The sequence below is a fragment of the Pseudescherichia sp. genome (assembly GCF_032052675.1).
Lineage (GTDB): Bacteria > Pseudomonadota > Gammaproteobacteria > Enterobacterales > Enterobacteriaceae > Pseudescherichia.
Map to the genome: position 1 here is coordinate 268,448 of NZ_DAMBWA010000004.1, position 17,485 is coordinate 285,932.

A 17,485-nucleotide genomic window follows, 5' to 3' on the forward strand; every position below is an offset into this window, starting at 1 on the left:
TTATTGCACCGCAAACTGCTGGCGGATTTTACGCATCAGCAGGAAGAGCCACGGCCAGAGCACGCCGTCAACAATGCTGCTCCAGAATACTTCCGGGCGGAACGACACGTTGATAACTAAAAACTCGGCCCAGAAAACAATGATATTCGCCGCCAGCGACAGCAGCATAACCACCAGCGCCTGCTGCCAAAGCGCCAGGTTACGGAAGAGCTGATATTTCAGGGCGACGAGGTAAGCGATGATGCTGAGCGACAGGGCGCGTACACCCAGCGTTGAGCCGCTGATCAGATCCAGTATGGCACCCATCATTAAACCTGTACCGACATTTACGCGGTGCGGCAGGGCAAGGATCCAATAGAGCAGAATAAGCAGCACCCAGTTTGGCCGGAAAACAAGAATGTTATCCGGCCAGGGCATGATTTGCAGCAACAGCGCAATGAGGAACGAGAGCCAAATGACCCAGCGTCCCTGGCTACGATAGCTGGCCACTATTGCCCCCCGGAAACAGGCTGCGTCGGCGTATTAATGCCGGTAGCAGGCTCAGGGACAGGCGCAGGCGGCCCCATTGAGTTTGGTGTAGGCAGTACCTGCGGCATCATCTGCATCAGCCGCTCATTGGCCACGCGGTGTACTTCTTCCGGGGTCATCGGATTGGCGCCGTTACGATCGGCTCCCCACAGCAGCAGCAGGTAGCGTAAACGCTGGAGACCCGCCATTGGACGTGCCTGGATAACCGTATAGGCACGCTGGGTGTCGAGCTTCACGGACGAAACCACGGCGACCGGATACCCTTCCGGGAAACGTCCACCAAGGCCGGAGGTGACCAGCACGTCGCCAACGCGGATATCGGTGTTAGCCGGCAGATGCTCAAGCTGGAGATCGTCGGTGCAGCCGTTACCGGCCGCAATCACGCGGATATCGTTACGCAGCACCTGGATCGGCAGCGCATGGGTCGCATCGCAGATCAGCAGCACGCGGCTGGTGAGCTTGGCCACCGCCACCACCTGGCCAACGACGCCTTTATCGCTGATCACCGGTTGGCCTTCATAGACGCCGTTCACGCTGCCTTTGTCGATCACCACCTGATCGCTGTAGGGATCGTTCACCGTCGAGATGACCTGGGTAACCATTTTTTGCTCATCCTGACGCAGGGGTGAGCCCAGCAGCTCGCGCAGACGCGCGTTCTCCTGTTTGTACTGTCCCAGCATCAGCAGCTCGCTGTTTTTCAGCAGCAGCTCCTGGCGCAGCGCCCGGTTTTCAAGCTCAAGCTGATCGCGCGAGGCTAACGTTTGTGACACGCTATCGAGCAGTTCACGGGGACCATTTGAGACAAAATAGAAAGGACTGACGGCGGTATCCATGTACGTTCTGATCTGGCTGAACGTACCGAGGCGGCTGTCGGCGATAATGACACCAAGCGCAACCAGCACCGCCAGGATCAGGCGAATCTGTAGCGACGGGCCACGGCTAAAAATGGGCTTCATAGGCTATGCGTCTTCTCAGGCCGGATAGATCGGGGGCAACGGCTGCGTTACCCCGGACCCAATGCGGACTACTCTTCGCTGAACAAGTCGCCGCCGTGCATGTCGATCATTTCCAACGCCTTGCCGCCGCCACGGGCTACGCAGGTCAGTGGATCTTCTGCAACCACGACAGGAATGCCTGTCTCTTCCATCAGCAGACGGTCAAGGTTACGCAGCAGCGCACCACCGCCGGTCAGGACCATCCCGCGCTCGGAGATATCGGACGCCAGCTCCGGCGGGCACTGCTCCAGGGCCACCATCACCGCGCTCACGATGCCGGTCAGCGGCTCCTGCAGCGCTTCAAGGATTTCGTTAGAGTTCAGGGTAAAGCCGCGCGGCACGCCCTCGGCCAGGTTACGGCCACGAACTTCGATCTCGCGCACTTCATCGCCCGGATAGGCAGAGCCGATTTCATGTTTGATACGCTCAGCGGTCGCTTCACCGATCAGGGAGCCGTAGTTACGACGCACATAATTGATGATGGCTTCGTCGAAACGGTCGCCGCCGATGCGCACGGAGGAGGAGTAGACCACGCCGTTCAGGGAGATCACTGCCACTTCGGTCGTACCACCACCGATATCCACCACCATCGAGCCGGTCGCTTCGGATACCGGCAGGCCAGCACCAATTGCAGCCGCCATCGGCTCTTCAATCAGGAAGACCTCGCGGGCACCTGCCCCCTGGGCAGACTCACGGATGGCGCGGCGTTCAACCTGGGTCGCGCCAACCGGCACACAGACCAGTACGCGTGGGCTTGGACGCATGAAGCTGTTGCTGTGCACCTGCTTGATGAAGTGCTGCAGCATCTTTTCCGTCACGAAGAAGTCAGCGATCACGCCGTCTTTCATCGGGCGGATAGCCGCGATATTGCCAGGGGTACGGCCCAGCATCTGCTTAGCTTCATGGCCTACAGCAGCGACGCTCTTCGGAGAACCGGCACGATCCTGACGAATAGCCACCACGGAAGGCTCATTCAATACGATGCCTTGTCCTTTTACATAAATCAGGGTATTCGCAGTACCCAGGTCAATGGACAAGTCATTGGAAAACATGCCACGAAATTTTTTCAACATACTAAGGGATAATCCTGAAAGCTGGGGCGGAAAACAAAATCCGCTTACTTTACCAACCACACGCAGCAGCGACAAGGCGCAAAAATCATCTGCTACGGTGAAAATTAGTGCAGTTCGTTTCCTCTGTTACAAATTGGCCTGACTCCTTCAGGACTCCACGGTATAGCAGCGCTCCTCGCCTTATCATTTTGTAACGCATCTAAGGACATTCACTGTCTTACGCTGTTCGGGCTGGCAGGCAGACATGCACACCCCCAGGCGATACAGCGCGCGTTATTCTACGTGAAAACACATTAAACGGCAGGTCAAACCGAGTATCTTTGTGAATATTTTTTCACGCTTGCATCAAGCGGTTCCGACGCGGCAAAGAAATCCCCCTGCCCGCCCGCGACGCCACGCTCAATTAGCGTCTGCCATTCGCTTCGGGAGCGGAGACCGGTAGCAAAGACGCGCGTCTGCGTACCTTTGCAGGTTTCCACCAGGCTTTGCACCAGCAGCTGATTCTCGGTGCGCTTCTCAATATTGCGTACCAGGCTTGGATGCAGCTTTAATAGCTCGGCGTCCAACGCCTTGATCCAGCTGGTACTGACCAGCGTCAGGCCTGCCTGGGTCACCGCCACCCGTGCACCTAACGCGTTAATCAATCGCACCACCGGCTGTAACCGACTGATGTGTTGACAAACATCTGCCTCTGCAAGTTCAAAAATAATGCGTTTTCGCTTCGATTTTTCACACTGCATCAGCGTATCCCGCAGCCAGCGCTGAAACCGCGGGCGAATCAACGACTCCACGGTGATCTGCAGAGCCAGCGTCTCCTCTGGCCAGAAGCCTAAAAACGCCACCAGTCGGGTGATGAGCTGCCGGTCATACTCCTCCGAGAGGCCGAACTGCAGCACCATCGGCATATACTCGGCGGAGATCACCTCCTGCTCGCCGTCGAACAGGCGGCACATTAGCTCGCGATGGTGAACGCTGCCGTCGCGGTTGATGGCAGGCTTATGGTACAGGCGTGGCCCGCCCCGGCTGAGCATCTGCTCGATCAGAGTCCGCCAGCGCACGTTGCCGCGCCCCTTCTCCGGCAGGCTGTCATCGTAGACAGCCCAGCTGTTTGCCCCCTGCAGCACGGCGGTGCGCGTTGCCGCCTCGGCATGCTCCATCACCTGCTCGGTACTCTGCCCGCTGCGCCAGGCGCAGATGCCGATGTGCATCATATCTTCCCGGTCGAGCATTTTTGACGGCGGCAGGACGTCGACGGACTTCAGCAGCTGGGCGGCGATACTCTCTGACTCTTTAAGCGTGCGGTGAGAGAGCAGCACCGCAAAGTCACTGCGATGGTAGCGGGCCAGCAATGCGCCAGGGTAGCGCATAATGAAGGTCGAGAGCAGGTTAATCAGAATAAAGAAGTGCTCTTCCGTGGCTGCCGCTCCCCAGCTGTCGCGCAGCAGGTCAAAGTCCGGCAGGCGGATCATCATCACCACCCCGTGCGATCCAACCTTCTCCTGATCCTCCAGCAGCGTCGCCAGCTGGTTATCGAAAAAGAGCCGGTTGTTCAGCCCGGTTTTGGTGTCCTGAGCAGCATAGGAGCGGATCAGCGTATCCATGCGGCTGCGCTGCTCGCCAGCAAACTGGATCTCGGTCAGCAGCAGATCGAGCGCGCTGCTGGCTCGGGCGGGCCACTCGTAGATGCTGCCCCGCACCCGCTGGCCGCGCTCGCCGTTGAGGATGCGGGTAGCCCGATTCTCCAGCAGCTCCTGCCCCGCCAGCTGACGGCGCTGCCAGCGTACCGCCAGGAAGATAATGATGACCATAAAGCCAACGGCGAGGGTCAGCGGCGCAGTGGTAATAACCGAGTGAAAGTAGTTGGCCATCGGATCCTGATAGACCAGCAGGATGCTTGTGCCTGGATTTTTAATCGAGGGGACAACGCGTTCACGTTGTAGATCGCTGCTGCCGGCGGGACGGTAGCTGCCGCTGCGCGTATGATCGAGCAGGGTATGCTCCCCCTGCTTTACCACCACCCGCACGATATCAATGGGCACCATCAGCTCATCCAGCTGGATAGCGAGCGCCGATGCTGGCTGTGCAACCAGCCGCGTGTCAATCACCGCCGCGACCGACTCCACGCGCTCGGCAATTTTCTGCTCAATCGCGCGGTAGAAGCTGAACGAGCACCCCAGCAGCGTGACAAAGATCGCCAGCCCGGTTAGCAGGGTGACAAAAGCCGAGAATTTCGTCGTTAAGCGCATCCGTGTGTTAACTCCGTGGGTTAAGAGCTGGCGCCTGTACCGGGCAATCTGGCAATTTATTGCGTTAAATCGGCATAGCGTTTTAATTAGCGAGTATAGTCTTCAGAAATTTTTTGCCAATCATCAAGCAACCGGAGAAGAGATATGCAGGCCTTGATTTTAGAACAGCAGGATGGAAAAACGCTCGCCTCGGTGCAGGATATTGCCGATAGCCAGCTGCCGCAAGGTAATGTAACGGTCGATATTGCCTGGTCCAGTCTGAACTATAAGGATGCGCTGGCAATCACCGGCAAAGGTAAAATTATCCGTAATTTTCCGATGATTCCGGGAATCGACTTCGCCGGTACGGTGCACGCCAGCGAGGATCCGCGCTTCCACGTTGGCCAGCAGGTGCTGCTGACCGGCTGGGGCGTCGGGGAGAACCACTGGGGCGGTCTGTCGCAGCGGGCGCGCGTCAACGGTGACTGGCTGGTGGCGCTGCCGCAGGGTCTGGACGGCCGGAAGGCGATGATCATCGGCACCGCGGGCTTTACCGCCATGCTCTGCGTGATGGCGCTGGAAGAGGCGGGCGTGCGTCCTGCCGACGGTGAGATTGTGGTTACCGGCGCCAGCGGCGGCGTGGGCAGCACGGCGGTGGCCCTGCTACATAAGCTCGGTTACCAGGTCGCGGCGGTCTCCGGCCGGGAGAGCACCCACGACTATCTTAAGCGTCTCGGAGCCAGCCGCATTCTGGGCCGCGACGAGTTTGCCGAGAGCCGTCCGCTGGAGAAACAGCTCTGGGCCGGTGCAGTGGATACCGTGGGCGATAAGGTGCTGGCCAAGGTGCTGGCCCAGATGAACTATGGCGGCTGCGTGGCGGCCTGTGGCCTGGCGGGCGGCTTTGCGCTGCCAACCACGGTGATGCCGTTTATTCTGCGCAACGTGCGTCTGCAGGGCGTTGACTCCGTGATGACCCCGGCCGCAAAACGCGCTGAGGCCTGGTCGCGTCTGGCGCAGGATCTGCCCGAATCGTTCTATGAGCAGAGCGCAACGGAGATCGCGCTTGAGCAAGCGCCGGAGTTTGCCAACGCGATTATCAACAACCAGGCCCAGGGCCGCACGCTGGTGAAAATTGCCTGATCAGCAAATTTTTACCAGAGGCTCGCGCTAACGCTACTCCTCCGTCATGATTAGAGCATTAATAGCTGAGTAGTAGACGCTGGCGGAGGATGTAATGAAGAAGAGAATGCTGAGGGAAGCGGATGTCACGGCGGAATCCGTTTTTATGCTGCAGCGCAGACAGGTTTTAAAAGCGCTGGGCATCAGCGCCACGGCGCTGTCGCTTTCATCAGCTGCCCATGCCGATCTGCTCGACTGGTTTAAAGGTAACGATCGGCCAAAAGCGCCGGCGGGTAAGCCGCTTGACTTCAGCAAGCCTGCCGAATTCCAAAGCACTCTCCCCCTCACGCCCGAGGATAAGGTCACCGGTTACAACAACTTCTATGAGTTTGGCCTCGACAAAGCCGATCCCGCCGCTAACGCGGGCAGCATGAAGACCGATCCCTGGACGCTGACGATCGACGGCGAGGTGGCAAAGACACTGACCCTCGATCATGACGATCTGACCCGGCGCTTTCCGCTGGAGGAGCGTATCTACCGGATGCGCTGCGTCGAAGCCTGGTCGATGGTGGTGCCGTGGATCGGCTTTCCGCTGCACAAGCTTCTCGCACTGGTACAGCCCACCAGCAACGCGAAATATGTGGCGTTTAAGACGCTCTACTCCCCGGAGCAGATGCCCGGCCAGAAGGACCGCTTTATTGGCGGTGGGCTGGCGTATCCCTATGTAGAGGGCCTGCGTCTCGACGAGGCTATGCACCCGCTGACCATGCTTACTACCGGCGTCTACGGTAAAGCGCTGCCGCCGCAAAACGGCGCGCCGGTGCGCCTGACCGTGCCGTGGAAGTATGGTTTTAAGGGCATTAAGTCGATCGTCAGTATTACGCTGACCCGCGAGCGGCCGCCGACCACCTGGAACCTCTCCGCCCCTAACGAGTACGGCTTTTTCGCTAACGTGAACCCGCACGTCGATCATCCGCGCTGGTCGCAGGCTACGGAGCGGTTTATCGGCTCGGGCGGCATTCTTGACGTTAAGCGCCAGCCAACGCTGCTGTTTAACGGCTATGCCGATGAGGTAGCCTCGCTCTATCGCGGTATCGATCTACGGGAGAACTTCTAGGTGCGGCTTACGGCAAAACAGATCGTCTGGCTTAAGGTCGTTCTGCATCTGGCGGGCCTGCTTCCTCTATTATGGCTCTTCTGGGCGGCCAGCCAGGGCTACTTCAGCGCCGATCCGGCGAAGGATATCCAGCACTTTACCGGCAGAATGGCCTTAAAGTTCCTTCTCGCCTCGCTGCTTATCACCCCGCTGGCGCGCTATGGCAAACAGCCGCTGCTGATCCGTACCCGGCGGCTGTTGGGCCTCTGGTGCTTTGCCTGGGCTTCGCTGCATCTGGTGAGCTACTCGCTGCTGGAGCTGGGGATCAATAACCTGGCGCTGCTGGGCCAGGAGCTGGTCACGCGTCCCTATCTGACGCTGGGGATCGTCAGCTGGCTGCTGCTGCTGGCGCTGGCGCTGACCTCCACCCAGGCCGCGCAGCGAAAGCTGGGGCGTAACTGGCAGCGTCTGCATAATTTCGTCTATCTGGTGGCGATCCTTGCCCCCATTCACTATCTCTGGTCGGTAAAGGTCCTCTCGCCCCAGCCGCTTATCTACGCCGCTCTCGCCTGCATCCTGCTTGCCTGGCGTTATAAGAAGTTTCGCCAGTGGTGGCGATAGCGCAGCGATCGTCCAGTAATGTGTGCGGTTTGCCACAATTCTGATAGCCATTACGCCCGTTTTCCGGCGGGCGTAAGATAATCTTCCCTGATAAGACCAGTATTTAGCTGCCAAATGCTACGAAATCGTTATAATGTGCGACTTTGGTTTTCACGACAGGGCATTTCGTGCGCTGAAAACGTGACAACCATGCAACGAAGGTATATTTTGTTTTTTACCGGAGATTTGCAGGAGATAGCAGCACAATGGCGGACAAGTTGCACATTTTGCTCTTAAACGGTCCCAACCTAAATATGCTGGGCACGCGTGAGCCAGACAAGTACGGCACGCTGACGTTAACAGAAATTGTTAACCGTTTAACCGCGGAAGCGGAGGCGCTGAACGTCGGGCTAGAGCATTTACAGTCGAACGCAGAGTACGTACTGCTCGACCGCATTCATCAGGCTAAAGACAACATTGACTATATCCTGATTAATCCGGCCGCGTTTACGCACACCAGCGTAGCCCTGCGTGATGCGCTGCTTGCCGTGGATATCCCGTTTATCGAGATCCACCTGAGCAACGTTCACGCACGCGAACCATTCCGCCATCACTCCTATCTCTCCGATATCGCTGCTGGCGTCATCTGTGGATTCGGCGCTGACGGCTATTCATACGCATTACAGACGGCGGTTAAACGCCTGTCACAAACACACTAAACAAGAGTACGGAACCCACTCATGGATATTCGTAAGATTAAAAAACTGATCGAGCTGGTTGAAGAATCAGGCATCTCCGAACTGGAAATTTCTGAAGGCGAAGAGTCTGTTCGCATCAGTCGGTCTGCACCGAACGCAGGCTATCCAGTGATGCAGCAGGCCTATGCCGCACCGATGATGCAGCAGCCTGCGCTCTCTAACGCCGTAGCACCGGCACCGGCTCCGGTAGCCGAAGCACCGGCTGCAGCGCAAATCAGTGGCCACATCGTACGTTCCCCAATGGTCGGGACTTTCTACCGCACCCCTAGCCCGGACGCGAAAGCCTTTATCGAAATTGGCCAGAAAGTGAACGCGGGCGATACCCTGTGCATCGTTGAAGCGATGAAAATGATGAACCAGATCGAAGCCGACAAGTCCGGCGTGGTGAAAGCCATTCTGGTGGAAAGTGGTCAACCGGTTGAATTTGACGAGCCACTGGTCGTTATCGAGTAACGAGGCGCACATGCTGGAAAAAATTGTCATCGCTAACCGTGGCGAGATTGCTCTGCGTATTCTGCGTGCCTGTAAAGAACTGGGCATCAAGACCGTCGCCGTGCACTCCACTGCGGATCGCGATCTGAAACACGTACTTCTGGCGGATGAGACGGTCTGCATCGGTCCGGCTCCGTCCGTAAAAAGCTATCTGAACATCCCGGCTATCATCAGCGCCGCTGAAATCACCGGCGCGATGGCAATCCATCCGGGTTACGGCTTCCTCTCTGAGAACGCCAACTTTGCCGAGCAGGTTGAGCGCTCCGGCTTTATCTTCATCGGCCCGAAAGCCGACACCATTCGCCTGATGGGTGACAAAGTGTCCGCGATCACCGCGATGAAAAAAGCGGGCGTACCGACGGTACCTGGCTCTGATGGCCCGCTGGGCGATGATATGGATGCTAACCGCGCCCATGCCAAACGCATCGGCTACCCGGTGATCATCAAAGCCTCCGGCGGCGGCGGCGGTCGCGGTATGCGCGTCGTGCGCAGCGACGCCGAGCTGGCGCAGTCTATCTCCATGACCAAAGCGGAAGCGAAAGCCGCGTTCAACAACGACATGGTCTACATGGAGAAGTACCTGGAGAACCCACGCCACATTGAGATTCAGGTGCTGGCGGACGGTCAGGGCAACGCTATCTATCTGGCGGAGCGTGACTGCTCTATGCAGCGCCGCCACCAGAAAGTGGTCGAAGAGGCACCGGCACCGGGCATTACGCCGGAGCTGCGCAGCTTTATCGGCGATCGCTGCGCGAAAGCGTGCGTGGATATCGGCTACCGCGGAGCGGGTACCTTCGAGTTCCTGTTCGAAAACGGCGAGTTCTATTTCATTGAGATGAACACCCGTATCCAGGTTGAGCATCCGGTTACCGAGATGATCACCGGCGTGGATCTGATCAAAGAGCAGCTGCGTATCGCTGCCGGTCAGCCGCTCTCCATCAAACAGGAAGACGTGGTGGTGAAAGGCCATGCGGTCGAGTGCCGTATTAACGCCGAAGACCCGAACACCTTCCTGCCAAGCCCGGGTAAAATTACCCGTTTCCATGCGCCAGGTGGCTTTGGCGTGCGCTGGGAGTCCCATATCTACGCCGGTTATACCGTACCGCCGTACTATGACTCCATGATCGGTAAGCTGATCTGCTTCGGTGAGAACCGTGACGTGGCGATTGCCCGCATGAAGAACGCCCTGCAGGAGCTGATCATCGACGGCATCAAAACCAACGTCGATCTGCAGACCCGCATCATGAATGACGAGAACTTCCAGCACGGTGGAACCAACATCCACTATCTGGAGAAGAAGCTCGGTCTTCAGGAAAAATAAGCGCGCTTGCCGCATCAAGGGCCGGATCTTCCGGCCCTTTTTTATTTCTGGGGATCGCAAAGTTCCATAGGGTACAATCCCCGCTTTGCTGATTTACGAGGAACGATAATGGATCAACGTTTCGTTCAGGCCCACAGAGAGGCCCGCTGGGCGCTGTGGCTTACCCTTTTCTATCTTGCTGCGTGGTTAGTAACTGCTTACTTACCCAGCTCTGAGGCGGGCTTTACCGGCCTGCCGCACTGGTTTGAGATGGCCTGTCTGCTGATCCCGCTGCTGTTTATTCTGTTGTGTTGGGCAATGGTGACGTTTATCTATCGCGACATCCCGCTGGAGGATGATGATGCAGCTTGAAGTGATCCTGCCTCTGGTTGCCTACCTGCTGGTGGTGTTTGGCCTGTCGGTCTATGCCATGCGCCAGCGCAAAACGGGAACGTTTCTAAACGAATACTTTCTCGGCAGCCGCTCGATGGGCGGCCTGGTGCTGGCGATGACGCTGACCGCGACCTATATCAGCGCCAGCTCGTTTATTGGGGGTCCGGGCGCGGCCTATAAGTATGGCCTTGGCTGGGTGCTGCTGGCGATGATCCAGCTACCTGCGGTCTGGCTGTCGCTGGGTATCCTGGGCAAGAAATTTGCCATTCTGGCGCGGCGCTACAACGCGGTAACCCTTAACGATATGCTGTTTGGCCGCTACCGGAGCCGTCTGCTGGTGTGGCTGGCAAGTATTAGCCTGCTGGTGGCGTTTATTGGCGCGATGGCGGTGCAGTTTATTGGCGGCGCCCGGCTGTTGGAGTCGGCGGCGGGTATCCCCTATGAGACCGGCCTGCTGATCTTTGGTATCAGCATCGCGCTCTACACCGCCTACGGCGGCTTTCGTGCCAGCGTGCTCAACGACGCCATGCAGGGCATGGTAATGCTCATCGGCACCATCGTGCTGCTGATTGGCGTGGTGCATGCGGCAGGCGGTCTCGGTAACGCTGTGGAGACCCTGCGGCATATCGATCCACAGCTGGTTACGCCCCAGGGCGCTGATGATATCCTCTCCCCGACCTTTATGACCTCGTTCTGGGTGCTGGTCTGTTTCGGCGTGATCGGCCTGCCGCATACCGCCGTGCGCTGCATCTCCTATAAGGACAGCAAGGCGGTGCACCGGGGGATTATTATCGGCACCGTGGTGGTCGCGATCTTAATGCTTGGGATGCACCTCGCGGGCGCGCTGGGACGGGCGGTGATCCCTGACCTGACGGTGCCGGATCTGGTGATCCCGACCCTGATGGTTAAAGTGCTGCCGCCCTTTGCCGCCGGGATCTTCCTCGCCGCACCGATGGCGGCGATCATGTCGACGATCAACGCGCAGCTGCTGCAAAGTTCCGCTACGATCATCAAAGATCTCTATCTGAACCTGCGCCCGGAGCAGATCCACAACGAGCGCCGCCTGAAGCGGATGTCGTCGGCGATCACGCTGATTCTGGGGGCGCTGCTGCTGCTGGCGGCCTGGCGTCCGCCGGAGATGATCATCTGGCTAAACCTGCTGGCCTTTGGCGGGCTGGAGGCGGTGTTCCTCTGGCCGCTGGTGCTGGGGCTGTACTGGGAGCGGGCCAACGCTGCCGGCGCGCTAAGCGCCATGATTGTCGGCGGCGTGCTGTACGCGCTATTAGCGACCTTCAATATTCAGTACCTCGGGTTCCACCCGATTGTGCCGTCGCTGCTGTTAAGTTTGCTGGCGTTTATAGTAGGGAACCGTTTTGGTCACCCCGCTCCGGAAGCCAATGCTATTTCAATTGATAAATAAAGAGTTTTGCCATGCCGTGGATCCAATTAAAACTGAATACAACCGGTGCCAATGCGGAAGAGCTGAGCGATGCCCTGCTGGAAGCAGGCGCGGTCTCCATCACCTTCCAGGATACGCACGATACGCCCGTGTTTGAGCCGCTGCCGGGTGAAACCCGCCTGTGGGGCGATACGGACGTGATTGGCCTGTTTGACGCCGAAACCGATATGAACGAGGTGGTGGCTATCCTTGAGGGGCACCCGCTGCTGGGGAGTGGCTTTGCGCACAAGATTGAGCAGCTGGAAGACAAGGACTGGGAGCGCGAGTGGATGGAGAACTTCCACCCGATGCGCTTTGGCGAGCGTCTGTGGATCTGTCCGAGCTGGCGCGACGTGCCGGATGCTAACGCGGTTAACGTGATGCTCGACCCAGGCCTGGCGTTTGGTACCGGCACGCACCCCACCACCTCGCTGTGCCTGCAGTGGCTGGACAGCCTCGATCTGGCGGGCAAGACCGTGATCGACTTTGGCTGCGGCTCCGGCATTCTGGCGATTGCCGCCCTGAAGCTGGGCGCGGCAAAGGCGATTGGCATTGATATCGATCCGCAGGCCATTCAGGCCAGCCGTGACAACGCCGAACGCAACGGCGTCTCCGATCGCCTGGCACTGTATCTGCCGCAGGATCAGCCTGCCGAGATGCAGGCTGACGTCGTGGTTGCCAATATTCTCGCGGGTCCGCTGCGTGAACTGGCCCCGCTGATTAGCGTTCTGCCGGTGAGCGGTGGCCTGTTAGGGCTTTCGGGTATTCTGGCCAGCCAGGCCGAGAGCGTGTGCGAAGCCTACGCCGATCGCTTCACGCTCGACCCGGTAGTCGAAAAAGAAGAGTGGTGCCGCATTACCGGGTACAAACGCTAATCTCCCCAACGTGGCCTGCGGGCCACGTTTCTGTTTGTAAATTCGCCAAAACGATAAGCAGAAATGAGAGCCCGATCTCATTAGAAAGCGCTTTTTTGCTTATAAAAACAGCGTATTATCCCGTTAGCATCACCGCAGATGCAATAAAAACGGATAACTTTCAGGAAAATATTAGCGGTTAAAAAAAATGCGATTTACGTTAAAATCATGATTCCTAATGATATTTATTTCTTGCTCTCATCATTGCTTACGATTCATTGATCTGCAACCGGGTATTGTTCAAAGTTTGGCCTTTCATCTCATGAAAAAAATGCGTAATATACGCCGCCTTGCAGTCACAGTATGGTCATTTCTTAACTCATGCGAATCGGACACCACCAGCTCAGAAATCGCCTGATCGCAGCACCGATGGCAGGCATCACCGACAGGCCATTCAGGACGCTGTGCTACGAGATGGGAGCGGGTTTAACCGTATCCGAGATGATGTCCTCTAACCCAGAGGTATGGGCGAGTGATAAATCACGTTTACGGATGGTGCACGTTGATGAGCCTGGGATCCGCACGGTGCAAATTGCCGGTAGCGTCCCTGAAGAGATGGCGGAAGCCGCGCGTATCAACGTGGAAAGCGGTGCCCAGATTATTGATATCAATATGGGTTGCCCGGCTAAAAAGGTGAATCGCAAGCTGGCAGGTTCCGCCCTGTTACAGCACCCCGATCTGGTGAAGTCGATCCTGACGGCGGTGGTGGCAGCAGTGGAGGTACCGGTTACGCTGAAGATTCGCACCGGCTGGTCGCCGGAGCACCGTAACTGTGTAGAAATTGCCCAACTGGCTGAAGACTGTGGTATCCAGGCTCTGACCATTCATGGACGCACCCGCGCCTGTTTGTTCAACGGAGACGCGGAATACGACAGCATTCGGGCAGTTAAGCAGAAGGTTTCCATTCCGGTTATCGCGAATGGCGACATTACTGACCCGCTTAAAGCCAGAGCCGTGCTCGACTATACAGGGGCTGATGCTCTGATGATAGGTCGCGCGGCTCAGGGAAGACCCTGGATCTTTCGGGAAATCCAGCACTATCTGGACTCTGGGGAGCTGCTGCCCCCCCTGCCTCTGGCAGAGGTTAAGCGCTTACTTTGCGCACACGTTCGGGAACTGCACGACTTTTACGGTCAAGCAAAAGGGTACCGAATTGCGCGTAAACACGTCTCCTGGTATCTCCAGGAGCACGCTCCAGATGACCAGTTTCGGCGCACATTCAACGCCATTGAGGATGCCAGCGAACAGCTGGAGGCGTTGGAGGCATACTTCGAAAATTTTGCGTATTAGAAATAAAGAGCTGACAGAACTATGTTCGAACAACGCGTAAATTCTGACGTACTGACCGTTTCTACCGTTAACTCTCAGGACCAGGTAACTCAAAAACCCCTGCGTGATTCCGTGAAACAGGCACTGAAGAACTATTTTGCTCAACTGAACGGTCAGGATGTGAATGACCTGTATGAGCTGGTACTGGCTGAAGTTGAACAGCCCCTGTTGGACATGGTGATGCAATACACCCGCGGTAACCAGACCCGTGCTGCACTGATGATGGGCATCAACCGTGGTACCCTGCGTAAGAAACTGAAAAAATACGGCATGAACTGATACTAATCAGTTAAGTGTTTGTTTAAAAAGGCGCTAACCGGCATGGGGAAGCGCCTTTTTTATTAATGTTTATACATATGTTTATACACTTTGGCTCGCACAAATAAAAAAGCATCAGAACACAATCCGATGATAATGCCCTTGTGCGCTACTTCGTCTCCGGCTGCGGGTTACTGGGCCGGTCGGGATGAGAAAGGCGGACGCCCCCACATTGAGGGTGAATGCGTCCGTATTGATTAACACGCCGCTAATGGAGCTCTTTCTTCGGCCTGTGGTGTATATTCATCGTCTGAATAAGCGCTTCCCGAAGGAGGTCTGGCGTCAGGCCGGTGATCACTGATTGCTTCTGCACTTCCTTTTCCGCGTTCTCTGCCATGATCCTTGCCCCTTCCTCTTTCCGGTGCTGGGGCAGCTCCTCGGGCATCATCCGGTAAAACACGTTCTCAAGATCTGTCATTTTTTCACCTGTCATTTATCGGTCAGACACCTTTAATTGCACGCCAGAGAGGCGTTCCCGGCCGCTGGGCCTCTTCGCTGATAACGTTCCGGATCGCAGCCGTCAGCTGGCTGCCGATAGCGTTGCCCATGCCCTGGTTAACAGGTTGCTGCGACTGGGTGGAGATATTGATATCGCCGATGCTGATGGACATCCCCCCGCCCTGCTTCTGGCCTGAGTCCAGCGCCCGGACGCCCAGCGAACCATCGGCGGCGCGCGTCAGCGGCATGATCGCCTCCGGCCCGGCCTCACCCATCAGGCCAGCACCCTTGGCGAACGCGAACATGGTCGGGCTGTTGACGATGCTGTTACTGAACTGGCTCAGATCGGCGGATTCGTACACTCCGCCTTTAGCATTGAGCTTCACCCCCGCCGCTGCGCTGGCGTAAGAGCCTGCTGGCGTGCTGCCGCCCGCTGCCGCACCAAAGCTGAACAGAGAGCCGATACCGCTGACGGCACTGGCGATCGCCATGTTGACCATCACGCTCTCAATCGACTTCAGCACGCTGACGCTCCAGTCTTTCCAGGATGCCTTGTTGTCATTGAGCATATCAACAATGTTACTGGTGGCACCGGACATGGCGCTTTCCATTGCGCTGGCAGCCTGCGAGCCGTAGTTCGTGGCATCATCCACCCAGTTAGCCAGGCCGTCACGCGCGCCGATCACCCAGTCAACATTCAGCTGGTCAATTTGCCGGAAGTGATCTTCAAGCTTGCTGCGGCGCTCATCGAGCCAGGTATCCAGCGCCTGGCTGTAACGGGCGTATTTCTCCGGCGAGTCGATATCACCGCTCTGGTACCGGCGCTCAAGCTCCTCCCGCTTTTCGTTATACTCCCGGTCGATATCGAGCCGTTCACGCATACGCTCGCGGGCTTTGTCGCCCTGCCCGGCCCCGATAACCTCTGCATCAAGCGAGGCTGCGGCGTTGGCGTTCTCGCGCTGCAGGTTTGCCACGTACTCGGCAATCCTGAGATTCTCCTCATTGGCTTTTTTAGTGGCATTAAGCACGTCAACCTCTGAGGCCAGTTGCTCCAGGCGAACCTTTTGGGCCTGGTTAAGTCCTTCAAGCCTCCCGTCCAGAATATCGAACTGGAGCTTTTGCAGCTCGGTGACCTCAACGCTCTTTTTGCCGGTAGTATCGATCAGCGCTTTCTGGCGCAGATAGCCCTGCTCGGCAGTTTTGAAGGCGCTCTCCAGCTTTTTGGCGGCGCCGTCCGTTTTACCGGGGCCGTTTTTCTCGTCCAGGGTAAGTCCGTATGTTTTATTGCTGTCGAGGATGTCCTGAACTTCTTTAGCCGCATTAGCATTATCAATAAGCACCTTTCTGTGCTGCTGAAGCGCGGCTATTTCTTTCTGTATACCTTCCAGTGAACTTTGTGATCCATACTTTCTGGCCACCTCATTTCCGGGCGCGCTGTAGCTGGCCACCTGCAGCCCTAAATCCAGAAGGCGGGAGTCAATCTTGGAGGTGGAGTCGTAGCCACTCACATCAACCCCGTTAATAAGCGATGCTCCCATACGCGAGGAAAATCGTGTTGTCAGCGCCACCAGCTTACCGGCTTCCGCTGCAGTCCTGATCATGAAGCCTGCCATCTGAGCAAAACCGGTGACGAGATCGGAAAGCCCCTGCAGCACTTTGGGATCGGTGAGGGATTTTTTCACATCGCTAAGGGCGTTTCTGAGGGGATCGAGGTTTATCTTGACCAGGCCGCTGGCAATCTGAAGCTTAAGCCCCCGCGCCTGCGCCTCCATATCCTCAAACAGCCGGTTTACTTTCACCAGGTCCTCGATGGATTTCTGATCCGGCGCAACGCCGTAATCTTTTGCCATTGAGAGGAATTGCTGAAGCTTTTCGTTATTGTTGTCGAAGATCGGCAGCAGTTTCGAGAGGTCGTTACCCATGCTTTCGAGGATGGTCGTTTTCTCGGCATTGGTCTGAATCTTCTCCAGGGCATCGCCGATCGCCAGAAGCTGCTCATCCGGGCTGGCTTTTGACAGTTTAGCGGCAGATAGCCCCAGCGCGTTCAGCGCGTCCACGGCCTCGCCGGATTTGTTCAGAACGGCATCCCCGATCTTGTCGCCGATATCCTTGAAAATATCGGCCATCTGGTCGCCGGACACGCCCGCCTTCTCAGCGGCAAACTGCCACGCCATCAGGGACTGGGTGGACATCTTCAGTGACTTTGCCCAGCGGTCTGTTTCGGTTACCTGCTGGGAGGTGGTTTTAATCAGATCAATACTGGCCACCCCCACAGCAGTAGCCGCAGCGGCGGCGGCCAGCGCGGCAGAACCTATCGCAACGCCCACCTTTTTGGCGTCGTTTTCAACCTGCTTGCGCCATTTGTCGGAGGAGCGCCCGGCTTTATCCAGTCCTGAAGTGAATCCGCCTGTTTTGGCGATCAGGTCGATGGTCAGCGTTCCCAGTGATTTACCTGCCATAATTTTTTCT

Annotated in this window: 17 protein-coding genes; 11 read left to right on the forward strand and 6 right to left on the reverse strand. The window is 57.2% G+C overall.

All coding sequences use genetic code 11. The features are described from left to right. The 4 genes from mreD to csrD all read right to left on the reverse strand — a co-directional run bounded on the left by mreD (window position 1) and on the right by csrD (window position 4,842). Window positions 1-489 (reverse strand): rod shape-determining protein MreD, encoded by a 489-nt coding sequence (gene mreD, locus RTX96_RS08130; protein WP_042390004.1) that lies wholly within the window; start codon window positions 487-489, stop codon window positions 1-3. Beyond that, window positions 489-1,484 (reverse strand): rod shape-determining protein MreC, encoded by a 996-nt coding sequence (gene mreC / locus RTX96_RS08135; protein ID WP_103821393.1) that lies wholly within the window; start codon window positions 1,482-1,484, stop codon window positions 489-491. The genes mreD and mreC overlap by 1 nt, the downstream gene beginning before the upstream one ends. Window positions 1,485-1,552: 68 nt before the next feature. Next, window positions 1,553-2,596: a rod shape-determining protein MreB gene (gene mreB / locus RTX96_RS08140; protein WP_006818047.1), complete on the reverse strand. Its 1,044-nt coding sequence runs from the start codon at window positions 2,594-2,596 to the stop codon at window positions 1,553-1,555. Window positions 2,597-2,901: 305 nt separating this feature from the next. Then, window positions 2,902-4,842, reverse strand: a complete 1,941-nt coding sequence (csrD, locus tag RTX96_RS08145) for an RNase E specificity factor CsrD (RefSeq protein ID WP_103821394.1) — start codon at window positions 4,840-4,842, stop codon at window positions 2,902-2,904. A 144-nt stretch (window positions 4,843-4,986) separates the two neighbouring features. Here csrD and RTX96_RS08150 point away from each other — a divergent pair, with 144 nt between their 5' ends. The 11 genes from RTX96_RS08150 (at window position 4,987) to fis (ending at window position 14,539) form a co-directional block, all read left to right on the forward strand. Next, window positions 4,987-5,961: an MDR family oxidoreductase gene (locus tag RTX96_RS08150; protein WP_103821395.1), complete on the forward strand. Its 975-nt coding sequence runs from the start codon at window positions 4,987-4,989 to the stop codon at window positions 5,959-5,961. Window positions 5,962-6,055: 94 nt separating this feature from the next. After that, the gene (msrP, locus tag RTX96_RS08155) at window positions 6,056-7,057 is read left to right on the forward strand and encodes a protein-methionine-sulfoxide reductase catalytic subunit MsrP (RefSeq protein WP_312670686.1); all 1,002 of its coding nucleotides are present in this window, start codon (window positions 6,056-6,058) and stop codon (window positions 7,055-7,057) included. Next, window positions 7,058-7,657: a protein-methionine-sulfoxide reductase heme-binding subunit MsrQ gene (gene msrQ / locus RTX96_RS08160; RefSeq protein ID WP_103821397.1), complete on the forward strand. Its 600-nt coding sequence runs from the start codon at window positions 7,058-7,060 to the stop codon at window positions 7,655-7,657. It begins immediately after the preceding gene. Between the two features lie 245 nt (window positions 7,658-7,902). Next, the gene (gene aroQ / locus RTX96_RS08165) at window positions 7,903-8,355 is read left to right on the forward strand and encodes a type II 3-dehydroquinate dehydratase (protein ID WP_103821398.1); all 453 of its coding nucleotides are present in this window, start codon (window positions 7,903-7,905) and stop codon (window positions 8,353-8,355) included. A 21-nt stretch (window positions 8,356-8,376) separates the two neighbouring features. Beyond that, a complete protein-coding gene (gene accB / locus RTX96_RS08170) occupies window positions 8,377-8,847 on the forward strand; it encodes an acetyl-CoA carboxylase biotin carboxyl carrier protein (RefSeq protein ID WP_042389989.1) in 471 nt (156 codons plus the stop codon). A 10-nt stretch (window positions 8,848-8,857) separates the two neighbouring features. Next, window positions 8,858-10,207: an acetyl-CoA carboxylase biotin carboxylase subunit gene (gene accC, locus RTX96_RS08175; protein WP_103821399.1), complete on the forward strand. Its 1,350-nt coding sequence runs from the start codon at window positions 8,858-8,860 to the stop codon at window positions 10,205-10,207. Window positions 10,208-10,315: 108 nt separating this feature from the next. Further along, window positions 10,316-10,558 carry a YhdT family protein gene (locus RTX96_RS08180; protein WP_103821400.1) on the forward strand — a complete coding sequence of 81 codons (243 nt, stop codon included), beginning with the start codon at window positions 10,316-10,318 and terminating at the stop codon, window positions 10,556-10,558. Next, window positions 10,548-11,999, forward strand: a complete 1,452-nt coding sequence (panF, locus tag RTX96_RS08185) for a sodium/pantothenate symporter (RefSeq protein ID WP_103821401.1) — start codon at window positions 10,548-10,550, stop codon at window positions 11,997-11,999. The genes RTX96_RS08180 and panF overlap by 11 nt, the downstream gene beginning before the upstream one ends. An 11-nt stretch (window positions 12,000-12,010) precedes the next feature. Continuing rightward, window positions 12,011-12,892, forward strand: a complete 882-nt coding sequence (gene prmA, locus RTX96_RS08190; protein ID WP_312670687.1) for a 50S ribosomal protein L11 methyltransferase — start codon at window positions 12,011-12,013, stop codon at window positions 12,890-12,892. 360 nt (window positions 12,893-13,252) lie between these two features. After that, window positions 13,253-14,221, forward strand: a complete 969-nt coding sequence (gene dusB, locus RTX96_RS08195) for a tRNA dihydrouridine synthase DusB (protein ID WP_103821404.1) — start codon at window positions 13,253-13,255, stop codon at window positions 14,219-14,221. Window positions 14,222-14,242: 21 nt separating this feature from the next. Beyond that, the gene (gene fis, locus RTX96_RS08200; protein WP_000462905.1) at window positions 14,243-14,539 is read left to right on the forward strand and encodes a DNA-binding transcriptional regulator Fis; all 297 of its coding nucleotides are present in this window, start codon (window positions 14,243-14,245) and stop codon (window positions 14,537-14,539) included. Window positions 14,540-14,786: 247 nt separating this feature from the next. On the opposite strand, the gene RTX96_RS08205 is transcribed toward fis, so the two are convergent. Both RTX96_RS08205 and RTX96_RS08210 read right to left on the reverse strand, forming a co-directional pair. Further along, complete coding sequence (locus tag RTX96_RS08205; RefSeq protein WP_312670688.1) at window positions 14,787-14,996, reverse strand: hypothetical protein; 210 nt, start codon at window positions 14,994-14,996, stop codon at window positions 14,787-14,789. Window positions 14,997-15,018: 22 nt separating this feature from the next. Further along, window positions 15,019-17,475 carry a phage tail tape measure protein gene (locus tag RTX96_RS08210; protein WP_312670689.1) on the reverse strand — a complete coding sequence of 819 codons (2,457 nt, stop codon included), beginning with the start codon at window positions 17,473-17,475 and terminating at the stop codon, window positions 15,019-15,021. Window positions 17,476-17,485 lie beyond the last annotated feature (10 nt).

Coding starts and splice junctions, on each gene's coding strand:
- accB (WP_042389989.1), top strand. CDS start 8,377: ATGGATATTCGTAAGATTAAAAAACTGATCGAGCTGGTTGAAGAATCA.
- panF (WP_103821401.1), top strand. CDS start 10,548: ATGCAGCTTGAAGTGATCCTGCCTCTGGTTGCCTACCTGCTGGTGGTG.
- RTX96_RS08205 (WP_312670688.1), bottom strand. CDS start 14,996: ATGACAGATCTTGAGAACGTGTTTTACCGGATGATGCCCGAGGAGCTG.
- dusB (WP_103821404.1), top strand. CDS start 13,253: ATGCGAATCGGACACCACCAGCTCAGAAATCGCCTGATCGCAGCACCG.
- RTX96_RS08180 (WP_103821400.1), top strand. CDS start 10,316: ATGGATCAACGTTTCGTTCAGGCCCACAGAGAGGCCCGCTGGGCGCTG.
- RTX96_RS08150 (WP_103821395.1), top strand. CDS start 4,987: ATGCAGGCCTTGATTTTAGAACAGCAGGATGGAAAAACGCTCGCCTCG.
- msrP (WP_312670686.1), top strand. CDS start 6,056: ATGAAGAAGAGAATGCTGAGGGAAGCGGATGTCACGGCGGAATCCGTT.
- aroQ (WP_103821398.1), top strand. CDS start 7,903: ATGGCGGACAAGTTGCACATTTTGCTCTTAAACGGTCCCAACCTAAAT.
- accC (WP_103821399.1), top strand. CDS start 8,858: ATGCTGGAAAAAATTGTCATCGCTAACCGTGGCGAGATTGCTCTGCGT.
- mreC (WP_103821393.1), bottom strand. CDS start 1,484: ATGAAGCCCATTTTTAGCCGTGGCCCGTCGCTACAGATTCGCCTGATC.
- RTX96_RS08210 (WP_312670689.1), bottom strand. CDS start 17,475: ATGGCAGGTAAATCACTGGGAACGCTGACCATCGACCTGATCGCCAAA.
- mreB (WP_006818047.1), bottom strand. CDS start 2,596: ATGTTGAAAAAATTTCGTGGCATGTTTTCCAATGACTTGTCCATTGAC.
- csrD (WP_103821394.1), bottom strand. CDS start 4,842: ATGCGCTTAACGACGAAATTCTCGGCTTTTGTCACCCTGCTAACCGGG.
- prmA (WP_312670687.1), top strand. CDS start 12,011: ATGCCGTGGATCCAATTAAAACTGAATACAACCGGTGCCAATGCGGAA.
- fis (WP_000462905.1), top strand. CDS start 14,243: ATGTTCGAACAACGCGTAAATTCTGACGTACTGACCGTTTCTACCGTT.